The organism is Streptomyces sp. NPDC030809 (assembly GCF_055572195.1).
The window spans coordinates 234,788-248,532 of record NZ_JBVIDV010000007.1 but is presented as its reverse complement, the minus strand read 5'-3'; the positions used below and the strand labels follow the sequence as shown (position 1 = coordinate 248,532).

Below are 13,745 nucleotides of genomic sequence, written 5' to 3'. Positions count from 1 at the left end.
TGCAGGTCAGCGGCAGGATGGGACTTCGGGCTGTGACGAACGACCTGTCCATTTCGTGACGTAATGCACTGCACCCCATTCCCAGGTCGGGACAAGCTGGGGTAGGAAGTCGGGGGATCGAAACACATCAGGAGTTAGTCAGTGAGCGCCATGTCTCTTGCCCTGCTGCTGACCACGGCCGCTGCCACGGCCGTGGGCGCTGCTGCGCTGCACGCCGTCCACGGCCTCCGCAAGCAGGTCACGGCCCTGCGCGGCGAGCTCGCCGCCTCGGCCGCCCTCCGCGGTGCCTCCGTCCCGCACGCCCGCAGCGCGGGCGCGGTCGAGTCCCCGGCCGCGGAGATACGAGCCGCCGTCGCCGAGGCCCTGGCCGAGGAGCGCGAGCGGGAGCTCGCCGAGGCCCGCGCCTTCTGGGCGGCTCAGGAGGCCCGCGACGCCGCGGACGCCCCCTCGCTGCTGGGCGGCCTGACCGGGCTCGGCGAGGACAACCCCGTGTTCCTGCCGCGCCAGGCCGACATGGTGGGTCTGGAGCCCTTCCTCGACGAGGAGCCGGCCGCGCCGGAGTACCCGGAGGACTCCCCGGAGCTCGCAGCGGCCCGCCGCCGGCACCCCTCGCACCCCGACTTCGTGCCCGTCCAGGCCCAGGCCGCGGCGGCGCACGGGGACCACGAGCGCACGGTGAGCCGCCTGGAGGAGCTGGCCCAGGCCCGCACCGCGCTGGCCGACGTGCGGCCCGGCCCGCTGGGCACCCTGGACGTGTACGTGTTCACCGACGGCACCACGCTGTGCATGACCCCCGGGCACCGGGAGACCGCCGAGCGCCTCGCCGAGGCCCTGCGCTCGGGCAGCGCCCCGGTCCTGCTGGGCGGCTCCGGGATCTCGGGCGCGTACGCCCTGACCTTCTCCTGCGGCGAGGGCGACCCGGAGAACCCCGCGAACAACGTCTACATCCTCGCGGACCGGGTCATCGCATCGCTCTGATCTCCGCCTGCTCCACCAGCGCCACGGCCTCGTCCACCATCCCGGACGAGGCCGTTGCCGCATGCCGCAGCGCCTCCGCCAGGTCCTGGCCGGCCACCGCCACCTGATCGCCGACCACGAAGATCCCGGCGTCCGGCATCTCCCGCACCCCGCCCTCCGGGGCGCCCTCCAGGGCCTGGGCGCGTGCCGAGAGTTCGCGGGCCAGGTCCAGGGCCTCGGCGGCGGCCCCGCGCTGGAGCCGGCTCTGCGGTGCGGCCCGGAGCCGGTCGGCGAAACGTTCCACGGCGGCGGTCAGAGGTGAGGTATCGAGCACGCCGGTGACCCTACGCGCCGTTGCGGCACTGTTGCCAACGGGCGAACTGTCGGGCACGGTGACGTGAAGAGAACCAGGCACGAACCATGCGTCCGGAGGCGCCCATGTCCGTAGAGTTCTCCGAGGAAACCCACCGGAACATGATCTCCCGAATCCCGACGACGACCGGTCGTGAAGTCTCCGACTGGCTGAGGGAAGTGGACGACGGCCCTTCCCTCATCCGGTTCGAGGAAAAGGTCAGCTGGCTCCGCGGGGCGCACGAGCTCTCGTACGGCCAGGCCAAGGCGATCATCCACGAGTACGACCTCCGCCGCGCCGCCCGCCGCCGGGGCTGACGCACGCCCCCTCCCCGGGCAGGGGGAAGGCCCCCGCGAGCACCGCCCGCGGGGGCCTTCCTCATGTCGGGTGCGTCCGGTCCGGCTAGTCGTCGCCGGAGAGGATCTGGAACAGGCGCAGCAGCTCCAGGTAGATCCACACCAGGGTCATGGTGAGGCCGAAGGCCGCCAGCCAGGACTCCTCGCGCGGGGCGCCGTACGTCACGCCGTCCTCGACCTGCTTGAAGTCGAGGGCGAGGAACGCGGCGCCGAGGATGACGCCGATGATGCCGAACACGATGCCGAGGCCGCCGCTGCGGAAGCCGAGGCCGTCACCGCCGCCGAAGACGGAGAACAGCAGGTTGGCGACCATCAGGAGCATGAAGCCCATGGCGGCGGCCATGACGAAGCCGTAGAAGCGGCGGTTCACGCGGATCCAGCGCATCTTGTACGCGAACAGCACGCCCGCGAACACGCACATCGTGCCCAGGACGGCCTGGACGACCACCCCGGCGCTGATGTAGGTGCTGGTCGCGGAGCTGATGACGCCGAGGAACACGCCCTCGAACGCGGCGTAGCCCAGGATCAGCGCGGGCACCGGCTTGCGCTTGAAGCTCTGCACCATCGCCAGCACGAACGCGACGAGCGCCGCGCCGACCGCGATGCCGTACGACTTGTTGACGTTGGCCGGGTCCACCGGCAGGAGGACCCAGGACAGGACCGCCGTCAGGACGACGGTGCCGAGCGTCATGGCCGTGCGGCTCACGACGTCGTCGATCGTCATCACATTGCCGCGGGCGGGCGCGGCCGGCATGCCGGTCTGCGGGTCCGTGGCGTACGGGTTGGTCGCGTAAGGGTTGGTCGCGGTCCCGGCCTGCACCTGCTGCGCGTCAAAGCCCGCGTAGCCGTTGTCGCGGCTGAACCCCCGTCGCGAGAAGACCGGGTTGCTGCTCCTCATCTCACTCCTCCATGGCCACCGTGCGCGGCCTTGCGTTCAAGAGTAATGCGTTAGCAAAGAAAGCACCCTACTGCTCAGGGAGGATCTTTTCATTCGGTATTCGGCGGAGCCGGGGCGCGCGCCGGGACCGCGCCGTGGCGCGCGCCGGGACCGCGCTGTGGCACGCGCCGGGACCGCGCCGTGGTGTGCGCCGGGGTCTGCGCCGCGATGTGCGCCGGGGCGGCCCGGGGCAAGGTGCGCCGGGGCGGCCGAGGCGAGGTGCACGGGAAGGGGGGCGGTCGGAAAAGGCCCGCCAGGAGGGCGGAGCGTGCCCGGAGCCGGACTTGAACCGGCACGGCCCTAGGGCCAGCGAGGTTTAAGCTCGCCGTGTCTGCCATTCCACCATCCGGGCAAGGCGGGCGGCTCCGCGAGAAGCAGCTGAGAACGCATGGTGAGCCTATCCGGAACGACCCCGCCATCCGGGGAAGATCGTTCTGATGTTGTCTGATTTTATTGAGGCTTGAGGGTGTGTCAGACACCAGAAGCCACGGTGGGCCCCCTGCGTGCCGCCCTCAAGGTCCACAAGGGATTGACGGGAATTCGACGGCCGCGCCGCGCCACCCCCGCCACCCCCCGCCACCCCCCTTCCCGCGGCCCGCCGCCCGGGGACGGCGTCATACCAAAGGAGGAGGCGGGGCCCCTCCGGTCAGACTCGAGTGGGTCCGGAGAACGGGCTCGCCGGTGGATCCCCGGCCGGATTCCGGCGGCGACGATGGAAAACGTCCCGCAGACCGACCGGCCCCTGACAGGAGTCCCCCGTGACCACCATGAACTTCGCCCCCAACACCACGGCCGTGGCCGCCCGCGCCACTCAGCTCTCCAAGGTGTACGGCCAGGGCGAGACCCAGGTGGTCGCCCTCGACAACGTCTCCGTGGACTTCGTCCAGGGGCAGTTCACCGCGATCATGGGCCCGTCCGGTTCCGGCAAGTCCACGCTGATGCACTGCGTGGCCGGCCTGGACACCTTCTCCGCCGGCTCGGTGCGCATCGGCGAGACCGAGCTCGGCTCGCTCAAGGACAAGCAGCTCACCCAGCTCCGCCGGGACAAGATCGGTTTCATCTTCCAGGCGTTCAACCTGCTGCCCACCCTGACCGCCCTGGAGAACATCACCCTCCCCATGGACATCGCCGGCCGCAAGGCCGACAAGCAGTGGCTGGACAAGGTCATCGAGATGGTCGGCCTCTCCGGCCGCCTCTCCCACCGCCCCACCCAGCTCTCCGGCGGCCAGCAGCAGCGCGTGGCGGTCGCCCGCGCCCTGGCCTCCAAGCCCGAGATCATCTTCGGTGACGAGCCCACCGGAAACCTCGACTCCCGCTCCGGCGCGGAGGTCCTCGGCTTCCTGCGCAACTCCGTGCGCGAACTCGGCCAGACCGTCGTCATGGTCACCCACGACCCGGTCGCCGCCTCCTACGCCGACCGCGTCATCTTCCTCGCCGACGGCCGGATCGTCGACGAGATGTACCGCCCGACCGCCGACGGCGTGCTCGACCGCATGAAGGCCTTCGACGCCAAGGGCCGCACCAGCTGAGGCACCGCCCCCTCCCGCGCCCCGGCCCACCTCGACTTCTGGACTCCTCCACCATGTTCCGTACCGCGCTGCGCAACGTACTCGCGCACAAGGCCAGGCTGATCATGACGGTGCTCGCCGTCATGCTCGGCGTCGCCTTCGTCTCCGGCACCCTCGTCTTCACCGACACCCTCGGCAAGGCCCTCAGCAGCCAGTCCGCCAAGAGCTACGACGGCGTCGCCGTCTCCGTCACCTCCTACGGCACCCGCGAGGAGAACGGCAGGAAGTCCGAGCCCGGCATCAGCCAGAAGACCTTCGACAAGATCGCCGCACTGGACGGCGTGGACTCGGTCGCCGGCCGGGTCCAGGGCTTCGCCGGCGTCGCCGACGCCAAGGGCAAGCTGATCGGCAACGGCTGGGCCAACAGCGGCTCCAACTTCGCCCCCGTCAAGGACGGCAAGGACCCGCGCTACCACTTCACCCAGGGCAACGGCCCGGTGCAGCCCGGCCGGATCGCCCTCGACGAGGAGACCGCCTCCAAGGGCGGCTACAAGGTCGGCGACAAGGTCCGCGTGGCCACCAACGGCCCGGTGAAGGAGTACACCCTCGCCGGTGTGTTCACCACCGAGGACGGCCAGGTCAACGCCGGCGGCAGCCTGGTGCTGTTCGAGCAGGCGACCGCGCAGAAGCTGTACCTCAAGCCCGGCTACTACACCGAGCTCTCCATCGCCGCCGCCCCCGGCGCCACCGCGGACAAGCTGCTCTCCGAGGTCAAGCCGCTGGTCGGCGAGCAGGCCACGGCCGAGACCGGCAAGGCGCTCGCCGAGCGCAACGCCAAGGACATCGAGCAGGGCATGAGCGGCATGAACCAGGTGCTGCTGGCCTTCGCCGCCATCGCGCTCTTCGTCGGCATCTTCCTGATCTACAACACGTTCACCATGCTGGTCGCCCAGCGCACCAAGGAGCTCGCGCTGCTGCGCGCCGTCGGCGCCTCCCGCCGCCAGGTCAAGCGCTCGGTGCTCACCGAGGCCTTCGTGGTCGGCGTGGTCTCCTCCGCGATCGGCCTCGTGGCCGGCATCGGCCTCGCCATCGGCCTGCGTTCGGCCATGGGCTCCTTCGGCGCGAAGATCCCGGACGGCCCGCTGGTCATCGCCCCGGGCACCATCGTGACCGCGCTGGTCATCGGCATCCTCGTCACGATGCTCGCCGCCTGGCTGCCGGCCCGCCGCACCGCGAAGATCGCCCCGGTCGCCGCCATGGGCAGCGCCCACCTGCCCGCCACCGCCAAGTCCCTCGTCGTGCGCAACAGCATCGGCGGCGTCCTCACCCTGATCGGCCTGGCCGCGGTCGCCGCCGGCGCCGGCATGGGGTCCGACGGCCGCATCACCATCGGCTTCGGCGCCTTCTTCGCCCTCATCGGCATCATCATCCTGATCCCGATGCTGTCCCGGCCGTTCATCGCCGCCGTCCGGCCGCTGCTCCAGCGGGTGTTCGGCGTGGCGGGCAAGCTCGCCGCGCAGAACGCGGTGCGCAACCCGCGCCGCACCGGCGTCACCGCCGCCTCGCTCGCCATCGGCCTGACCCTGGTCACCGGCCTCACCGTGCTCGGCGTCACCGTCGGCAAGGCCGTCGACCGCATGACCACCGACGTGATCAAGGCCGACTACATGGTCACCATGGCCAGCGGCGACAGCCTCGACAAGTCGGTCCTCCCGGCGCTGGAGAAGGCCCCCGGGGTCACCGCCGTCAGCCCGCAGCAGGCCGGCTACTTCAAGACCGGCGACGACCTCTTCCACTCCGCCTCGGGCGTCAACCCGAAGGGCATCGACCAGCTGCTGGACCTGGAGGTCCTGAGCGGCTCCACGGCCTCCCTGGCCGAGGGCAAGGTGGCGGTCGCCGACACCACCGCGAAGAAGGCCGGCCTGACCGTCGGCAAGACCGTCGAGGCCAAGTTCGACGACGGCAAGAAGGAGACGCTGACCGTCGGCGCGGTCTACAAGGAGAACGAGTTCGTCTCCCCGTACGTCCTCGACGCCAAGATCCTGGACCGGCACGCGAACGGCGAACGCTCCGACATCCGCCAGGTCTTCGTCAAGATGGACGGCGGCGAGTCCGCGGCCAACGAGCAGAAGATCGTGGACGCCCTCGGCAGCAACCCGGCCATCAGCGTCCAGGACCAGACCGACATCCGGAACACCTTCGGCGGCATCATCAACATGATGCTGAACATCATGTACGGCCTGCTCGGCATGGCCCTGCTGATCGCCATCCTCGGCGTCGTCAACACCCTCGCCATGTCGGTGTTCGAGCGCCAGCAGGAGATCGGCATGCTGCGGGCGATCGGCCTCGACCGGGCCCGGGTCAAGAACATGATCCGCCTGGAGGCCGTGGCCATCTCCCTCTTCGGCGCGGTCATCGGCGTCGGCCTCGGCACCTTCCTCGCCTGGGCCATCGGCCAGACGATCAAGAACTCGATCCCCGAGTACGCGCTCGTGATCCCGTTCGACCGGATCGGCATCTTCCTGGTGCTCGCCGCCCTGGTGGGCGTGCTCGCCGCCATGTGGCCGGCGCGCAGCGCGGCCCGGCTGAACATGCTGACCGCCATCAAGACCGAGTAGCAGCAGGGCAGGTGCCCGACCGGAGGGGCCCCGCGGCCGTCGTGCCGCGGGGCCCCTTCCGTACGCCCTCAGGCCGCCGGCCAGTCCCGGGTGCGCAGCGGCAGTCCCGAGGCCCCGCGCTCCCCCGGCCGCACCGCCAGCACCTGGTTGACGCCCAGCCGCCCGTGCTCGAAGCCCAGGGCCGAGGCCGCCATGTAGAGCTGCCAGACCCGGGCCCGGCCCGGCGAGGTGAGGCGTACGGCCTCCTCCCAGTGCTCCTCCAGCCGGTCCACCCAGGCCCGCAGGGTCAGCCCGTAGTGCTCGCGCAGCGATTCGACGTCCCGGACCTCGAAGCCGGCCCGCTCCAGCTCGCCGACGGTGGTGCCCAGCGGGGACAGCTCCCCGTCGGGGAACACGTACGCGTCGATGAACTCGTCGATCCGGTACTCCGCCTCCTCGGGCTCCGGGGGCCGGGCGATCTGGTGGTTCAGCAGCCGTCCGCCGGGCCGCAGCAGGGCGAACAGGGTCCGGGCGTACTGCCGGTACCGCGCGGCCCCCACGTGTTCGGCCATGCCGATGGACGAAATCGCGTCGTACGGGCCGTCCTTGACGTCGCGGTAGTCCTGGACGCGGATCTCGACGCGGTCCGCCAGCCCCTCCTCGGCGACCCGCTTGCGGGCGTACAGGGCCTGCTCCCGGGAGAGGGTGACGCCGGTGACGCGGACCCCGTACGTCCGGGCCGCGTGCAGGGCCATGGAGCCCCAGCCGCAGCCCACGTCGAGCAGCCGGCCGCCTTCGGCGAGGGCGAGTTTGCGGCAGACCAGGTCCAGCTTGTCGTGCTGGGCCTGCTCCAGGGTGTGCCCGGGCCGCCAGTAGGCGCACGAGTAGACCATGGAGGGGCCAAGGAGCCGCTCGTAGAAGTCGTTGCCCACGTCGTAGTGGTGGCTGACGGCCTGCCGGTCGCGGCGCCGGGTGTGCGCGGACCCGGTGCGCCGCACGGCCTCCTCCGGCGGTGGCGCGGGCTTCGGCCAGGGCCGGGCGATGCGTACGAGCTCCAGGGCGGCGGACCGCACGGCCGGGTCGCGCAGCCGGGCGGGGCCGGTGCCGCTGCCGCTGCCGTCCGCGGCCGCCGGGTCGCGCTCCCACAGCAGCCCGGCGAGGGCGTCGAGCAGCCCGTAGAGGTCCCCGTCGGCGTCCAGTTCCCCGGCGACCCAGCCCCGCGCCAGCCCCAGCTCGCCCGGCTTCCACAGCAGCCGGCGCAGCGCGCGGCGGTGGCGGATGACGAGGACCGGCGCCCCCGGCGGCCCGGACTCGCTGCCGTCCCAGGCCCGGATGCGGAGCGGCAGGGGTGAGCCGAGCAGGGTCTCGGCGAGTGCGGTCAGCCGCGGAGCGGCGTCGGTCATGGCGAACACCTCCAGAAGGCTCAACCAACCGGCCTACCCCGGCGCCTGCCCCCACAATCGGCGCGGACACGCCGGAGGGAACCCGGTGGGACCCGCGGGAACCCGGGGGGAAGCCGGGCGAACCCGCGGGGGAGCGCCCGGGGAACGCCGAAGGGGCCGCCCGCACCACGGATGGCGGGCGGCCCCTTCGGGGACGCTGGTTCAGGACCGGCCGGAGCCGGACCGGAGCCCGGTCGGCCGGCTCAGGAAGCCTTGGCCTTCTCGGCCTTCTCGGCGGGGGCCGCCGCGACCGGGGCCGGCTTGGCGGCCTCGTAGAACTCCTCGCGGGGGGTCTCCAGCGCACCGAGGGAGACGACCTCGCGCTTGAGGAACATGCCGAGGGTCCAGTCGGCGAAGACGCGGATCTTGCGGTTCCAGGTCGGCATGGCCATGCCGTGGTAGCCACGGTGCATGTACCAGGCGAGCCGGCCCTTGAGCTTGATCTTCATCTTGCCCATGACGATCATCGCCACGCCCTTGTGCAGGCCGAGGCCCGCCACCGCGCCCTTGTTGGCGTGGCTGTACTCCTTCTGCGGGAAGCCCCGCATGCCGGAGACCACGTTGTCGCCGAGGACCTTGGCCTGGCGCAGCGCGTGCTGGGCGTTCGGCGGGCACCAGGCGTTCTCGTTGCCCGCCTTGCGGCCGACGAGGTCCGGGACCTGGGCGTTGTCGCCCGCGGCCCAGATGTAGTCGGTGCCCTGCACCTGGAGGGTGGCGGCGGTGTCCACGTGGCCGCGCGGGCCCAGCGGCAGGCCGTAGCGGGCCAGGGCCGGGTTCGGCTTGACGCCGGCGGTCCACACGATGGTGTTGGAGTCGACCTCGAGGCCGTTCTTCAGCACCACGTGGCCGTCCACGCAGGAGTCCATGGAGGTGCTGAGGTAGATCTCGATGCCGCGGGACTCGAGGTGCTCCTTGCCCCAGGTGCCCAGCTTCGGGCCGACCTCGGGGAGGATCTTGTCGGCGGCGTCCACCAGGATGAAGCGCATGTCCTCGCGCTTCACGTTGGTGTAGTACTTCGCGGCGTCGCGGGCCATGTCCTCGACCTCGCCGATCGTCTCGGCACCGGCGAAGCCGCCGCCGACGAAGACGAAGGTGAGGGCCTTGCGGCGGACGTTCTCGTCCGTCGTGGACTCGGCCTTGTCGAGCTGCTCGAGGACGTGGTTGCGCAGGCCGATGCCCTCTTCCACGCCCTTCATGCCGATGCCCTGCTCGGCGAGGCCGGGGATCGGGAAGGTGCGGGAGATGGCGCCGAGCGCGATCACCAGGTAGTCGAAGGGCAGCTCGTACGCCTCGCCGACGAGCGGCGTGACGACGGCGACCTTGCGGTCCTGGTCGATGCTGGTGACCCGGCCGGTGAGGACCTCGGCCTTGGGAAGCACGCGTCGCAGCGGGACGACAACGTGCCGGGGCGAGATGCTGCCGGCGGCGACTTCGGGGAGGAAGGGCTGGTAGGTCATGTACGACCGCGGGTCGACGACCGTGACGGTCGCCTCGCCGTAGCGCATCTTCTTCATGATGCGCTTGGCTGCGTACAGGCCTACGTACCCACCGCCTACTACGAGGATCCTGGGACGCTCCGTGGTGCTCATGCCATCGAGTATCCAGCACCCGGCGGGGGGTCGCTCGTGAGCCCCTTCACAAGAACCGAAGGACCCTCTGCTACACTGCGCCGCCCACGTGACCCAGGTCATGGTCCGCTCCGGGAACCACGGGGTGACGGAACTCGTTGTTCACCCGTCCTGAACTGGCCTGGAAGCTTCCGAAGGGTCTGAACCACAGGGTTCGTCGTTACCTCTGATACGAAACCCGAAGCACTCATCGATCAAACAAAACGGGTCCGTGGACCCCGAAAGGGCTTCGAAGTGCCCTTCCGCGGCGGCCGCGGACCCGAATCTCTTGTGAAGAACTTCACGAACTTTCTCCGGGCGGCGGGACCAAAGTCCCGCCGCCACCCCCCGGTCAGGCGATGGACCAGGCGATTCCGTCCAGAATGTCGTGTTCGGAGACGACCACCTCACGGGCGCCGATGCGCTCCATGACGGCCAGCAGGACCAGCGCACCGGCCCCGATCACGTCGGTCCGGCCGGGGTGCATGACACCGATCCGCGCGCGCTCGTCGTGCGTGGACGTCAGCATCCGCTCGGTGACCTCGCGGACGGTCTCGTACGGGATCCGGGAGTGGTGGATCGCCGAGGAGTCGTACTCCGGCAGGCCCAGGGCGATGCCGGCCACCGTGGTCACGGAGCCGGCCAGGCCGACGAGGGTGCGGGCCTCCCCCAGCGGGACGGTCTCGGCCGCCAGGTCCAGCGCGGCCTCGATGTCGGCGCGGATCGCGGCGATCTGCACCGGGGTCGGCGGGTCGGTCACGGCCCCGTCCACGACGAGGTGGCGCTCGGTCATCCGGACGCAGCCGACGTCCACGGAACGGGCGGCCCGGACGTGCTCCTCGCCGACCACGAACTCCGTGGAGCCGCCGCCGATGTCCACGACCAGGAAGGGCTTCTCCAGGTGGTCGGCACCGGCCAGCTCCCGGGTGGCCCCGGTGAAGGAGAACTCCGCCTCCTGCTCGCCGGTGATGACCTCCGGCTCGACGCCCAGGATGCCGAGCACCCCCGCGACGAACTCCTCGCGGTTCTCGGCGTCCCGGGAGGCGGAAGTGGCCACGAACCGCAGCCGCTCCGCACCCAGCTCCTTGATCACTTCGGCGTACGCGCCGCAGGCCGCGAAGGTGCGCTCCAGCGCCTCGGGGGCCAGCCGGCCGGTCTGGTCCACGCCCTGGCCCAGCCGGACGATGGTCATCCGCCGGTCCAGCTCGGTCAGCTCGCCGGTGGCCGGGTCGCAGTCGGCGACCAGCAGGCGGATGGAGTTGGTGCCGCAGTCGACGGCCGCGACCCGGGTCACGCGGACCCCTCCCCGGTCTCCGGAGCCGCCGCCCCGTCGGTGCACGGGGTGACGCAGGCGCCCTTGGCCCACCACTCGGGGAGCATCGCGATGGCCTCGTCGCCCAGCGGGTTCACGCCCGGGCCGGCCGCCAGCGAGTGGCCGACGAGCACGTGCAGGCACTTGACCCGGTCGGGCATGCCGCCCGCGCTGGGGAAGCCCTGGAGCACCTCGATCTCGTCGCGGCGCCGGATGTAGTCCTCGTGCGCGGCGCGGTAGGCGGCGGCGAGCTCCGGGTCGGTGCCGAGCCGGGCCTGCATCTCCTTCATCACGCCGTTGGCCTCCAGGGTGCCGATGGCGGAGGCGGCGCGCGGGCAGGTCAGGTAGTACAGGGTGGGGAACGGGGTGCCGTCCGGGAGCCGCGGGGCCGTCTCGACCACGTCCGGCTGCCCGCAGGGGCAGCGGTGCGCGATGGCCCGCAGGCCGCGCGGCGGGCGGCCGAGCTGCTGCTGGAACGCTTCGATGTCGGCGGCCGTCGGCTCGGTCCGGTCGGTCTGGGGCGGGGGCGTTTCCATGCCTGCTGTGAAGTCTCTTCTTTCGGGGTCCGACGGTTTCGGTCGGACGGGCTCAGTCGTCGTCGGGGCGGTCGGCCTTGTCGACGCCGTCCCAGACGTTGGAGTACCAGGGGCGGTCGCCGGCGCCTTCCCCGGCGCGGCGGCGTGCCTCTTCCGCGGCCTCGGGGTCGACGACGGTGTAACCGACCTCCCCGGGCCGCACGTAGTGCAGGTGCCTGCGCGCCTGCTGTTCCACATAGGCCGGGTCCTGCCAGCGGGCCTTCTCGTCGCGCAGCTCCTCCAGGCGCTGGCGCGCCTCGTCGGCGGTGCGCTGCTGCTCCGTGATGTCCGAGCGCTGGGAGACGTACTGGCGCATCGGGTACGCGAGGGCGACGATCAGGGTGCAGAGCACCAGGGCGAGCAGGGCGGCCCGGCCGGTCAGGCGGCTGCGCCGGACCTGGCGGCGGGACTGCGAGCGGTAGACGTGGGCGGCGGTCCGCTCCCCGAGCTGCTTGAGCCTGGTTGCGGTGGAGAACCGGTCCCGGTTCCCGGCCATGTTCCGCCTCCCCTCTCCTACACGCGTACGTCCCCGCACACGGTACGGGACCGGGGGCGGGGACGCTTCGCTACGCTGCGGCTTTGCTCCTTATTCGTTTCTTTGGATGCAAAGCGCGGAGCCGGAGCCGCGCGGGGGTGATCAGCCCTTGAAGCGCGGGAAGGCGCTGCGGCCGGCGTAGACGGCGGCGTCGTCGAGGATCTCCTCGATGCGCAGCAGCTGGTTGTACTTGGCGACGCGGTCCGAGCGGGCCGGGGCGCCGGTCTTGATCTGGCCGCAGTTCACGGCGACGGCGAGGTCGGCGATGGTGACGTCCTCGGTCTCGCCGGAGCGGTGCGACATCATGCACTTGAAGCCGTTGCGCTGGGCCATCTCGACGGCGTCGAGGGTCTCGGTGAGCGAACCGATCTGGTTCACCTTCACGAGCAGGGCGTTGGCGGAGCCCTCCTCGATGCCGCGGGCGAGGCGCTCGGGGTTGGTGACGAACAGGTCGTCGCCGACGATCTGGACGCGGGAGCCCAGCTTGTCGGTGATGACCTTCCAGCCGGCCCAGTCGTCCTCGAAGAGCGGGTCCTCGATGGAGACGAGCGGGTAGGCGTCGACGAGGCCCTCGTAGTACTCGGTCATCTCGGCGGCCGAGCGGGACTGGCCCTCGAACTCGTACTTGCCGTCCTTGTAGAACTCGGACGCGGCGACGTCGAGCGCGAGCGCGATGTCCTTGCCCGGGGTGTAGCCGGCCTGCTTGATGGCCTCGACGATGAGGTCGAGCGCGGCGCGGTTCGACTCCAGGTTCGGGGCGAAGCCGCCCTCGTCGCCCAGGCCGGTGGAGAGGCCCTTGGAGTGCAGGACCTTCTTGAGGGTGTGGTAGACCTCGGCACCCCAGCGCAGGGCCTCGGAGAAGGACTCGGCGCCGATCGGCGCGATCATGAACTCCTGGATGTCCACGTTGGAGTCGGCGTGCGACCCGCCGTTGAGGATGTTCATCATCGGAACGGGCAGCAGGTGCGCGTTCGGGCCGCCGAGGTAGCGGAACAGCGGCAGGTCCGAGGCCTCGGACGCGGCGTGGGCCACGGCCAGGGAGACGCCCAGGATGGCGTTGGCGCCGAGGGAGCCCTTGTTGTCGGTGGCGTCCAGGTCGAACATGGCCTGGTCGATCAGGCGCTGCTCGGTGGCGTCGTAGCCGACGAGCTCCGGGCCGATCTGCTCGATGACGGCGAGGACGGCCTTCTCGACACCCTTGCCCATGTAGCGGTTGGGGTCGCCGTCACGGAGCTCGATGGCCTCGAAGGCACCGGTGGAGGCGCCGGACGGAACGGCAGCACGGCCGGTGCTGCCGTCGTCGAGGCCCACCTCGACCTCGACCGTGGGGTTGCCTCGGGAGTCCAGGATTTCCCGGGCTACGACGACGTCGATGGACGGCACGAGCATCTCCTTCTGGGATGTGACGCTGGGTGTGCGGTGGCACGGAGGCCTTGCGGTGGCCTTGCCGCCTAGAGCCTAACCGGATCCGGGCACTCGGCCGGCCGACCGCCCGGGTCCTGGGACGAAAAAGGGTCCGAATACCCCTGTTACGGGACATAGGACTCTTGAATTCGGCCCGCGGGGG

12 protein-coding genes and 1 tRNA gene are annotated in these 13,745 nt (G+C 71.1%); 4 read left to right on the top strand and 9 right to left on the bottom strand.

Features of this window, described 5'->3' with window-relative positions; all coding sequences use genetic code 11:
* Positions 1-150: 150 nt before the first annotated feature.
* A complete protein-coding gene (locus ACZ407_RS12660) occupies positions 151-978 on the top strand; it encodes a hypothetical protein (protein ID WP_468128052.1) in 828 nt (275 codons plus the stop codon).
* Here ACZ407_RS12660 and ACZ407_RS12655 read toward each other — a convergent pair.
* A complete protein-coding gene (locus tag ACZ407_RS12655) occupies positions 962-1,291 on the bottom strand; it encodes a hypothetical protein (RefSeq protein WP_468127935.1) in 330 nt (109 codons plus the stop codon). The genes ACZ407_RS12660 and ACZ407_RS12655 overlap by 17 nt on opposite strands.
* A gap of 104 nt (positions 1,292-1,395) precedes the next feature.
* Here ACZ407_RS12655 and ACZ407_RS12650 point away from each other — a divergent pair, with 104 nt between their 5' ends.
* Complete coding sequence (locus tag ACZ407_RS12650) at positions 1,396-1,626, top strand: DUF4287 domain-containing protein (protein WP_468127933.1); 231 nt, start codon at positions 1,396-1,398, stop codon at positions 1,624-1,626.
* A gap of 85 nt (positions 1,627-1,711) precedes the next feature.
* Here the strand turns inward: ACZ407_RS12650 and ACZ407_RS12645 are convergent, their stop codons facing one another.
* On the bottom strand, positions 1,712-2,563 hold the full coding sequence (locus ACZ407_RS12645) for a Bax inhibitor-1/YccA family protein (RefSeq protein WP_468127932.1): 852 nt from the start codon (positions 2,561-2,563) through the stop codon (positions 1,712-1,714).
* Positions 2,564-2,871: 308 nt separating this feature from the next.
* A tRNA-Leu gene (locus tag ACZ407_RS12640) sits at positions 2,872-2,954 on the bottom strand.
* A 415-nt stretch (positions 2,955-3,369) separates the two neighbouring features.
* On the opposite strand from ACZ407_RS12640, the gene ACZ407_RS12635 reads away from it, so the two are divergent.
* Positions 3,370-4,131: an ABC transporter ATP-binding protein gene (locus ACZ407_RS12635; protein WP_468128050.1), complete on the top strand. Its 762-nt coding sequence runs from the start codon at positions 3,370-3,372 to the stop codon at positions 4,129-4,131.
* A 53-nt stretch (positions 4,132-4,184) separates the two neighbouring features.
* Positions 4,185-6,728, top strand: a complete 2,544-nt coding sequence (locus tag ACZ407_RS12630) for an ABC transporter permease (protein ID WP_468127930.1) — start codon at positions 4,185-4,187, stop codon at positions 6,726-6,728.
* A 68-nt stretch (positions 6,729-6,796) separates the two neighbouring features.
* Here ACZ407_RS12630 and ACZ407_RS12625 read toward each other — a convergent pair whose 3' ends face one another.
* The 6 genes from ACZ407_RS12625 to eno form a co-directional block, all read right to left on the bottom strand.
* Complete coding sequence (locus ACZ407_RS12625) at positions 6,797-8,110, bottom strand: class I SAM-dependent methyltransferase (protein ID WP_468127928.1); 1,314 nt, start codon at positions 8,108-8,110, stop codon at positions 6,797-6,799.
* A gap of 242 nt (positions 8,111-8,352) precedes the next feature.
* Positions 8,353-9,738 carry an NAD(P)/FAD-dependent oxidoreductase gene (locus ACZ407_RS12620; RefSeq protein WP_468127927.1) on the bottom strand — a complete coding sequence of 462 codons (1,386 nt, stop codon included), beginning with the start codon at positions 9,736-9,738 and terminating at the stop codon, positions 8,353-8,355.
* 370 nt (positions 9,739-10,108) lie between these two features.
* On the bottom strand, positions 10,109-11,050 hold the full coding sequence (locus ACZ407_RS12615) for a Ppx/GppA phosphatase family protein (RefSeq protein WP_468127926.1): 942 nt from the start codon (positions 11,048-11,050) through the stop codon (positions 10,109-10,111).
* Positions 11,047-11,604 carry a DUF501 domain-containing protein gene (locus tag ACZ407_RS12610; RefSeq protein ID WP_468127924.1) on the bottom strand — a complete coding sequence of 186 codons (558 nt, stop codon included), beginning with the start codon at positions 11,602-11,604 and terminating at the stop codon, positions 11,047-11,049. The genes ACZ407_RS12615 and ACZ407_RS12610 overlap by 4 nt, the downstream gene beginning before the upstream one ends.
* Before the next feature lie 52 nt (positions 11,605-11,656).
* Positions 11,657-12,139: an FtsB family cell division protein gene (locus ACZ407_RS12605; RefSeq protein ID WP_468127922.1), complete on the bottom strand. Its 483-nt coding sequence runs from the start codon at positions 12,137-12,139 to the stop codon at positions 11,657-11,659.
* Between the two features lie 141 nt (positions 12,140-12,280).
* Positions 12,281-13,567: a phosphopyruvate hydratase gene (eno, locus tag ACZ407_RS12600; RefSeq protein ID WP_399949990.1), complete on the bottom strand. Its 1,287-nt coding sequence runs from the start codon at positions 13,565-13,567 to the stop codon at positions 12,281-12,283.
* Positions 13,568-13,745: the final 178 nt, after the last annotated feature.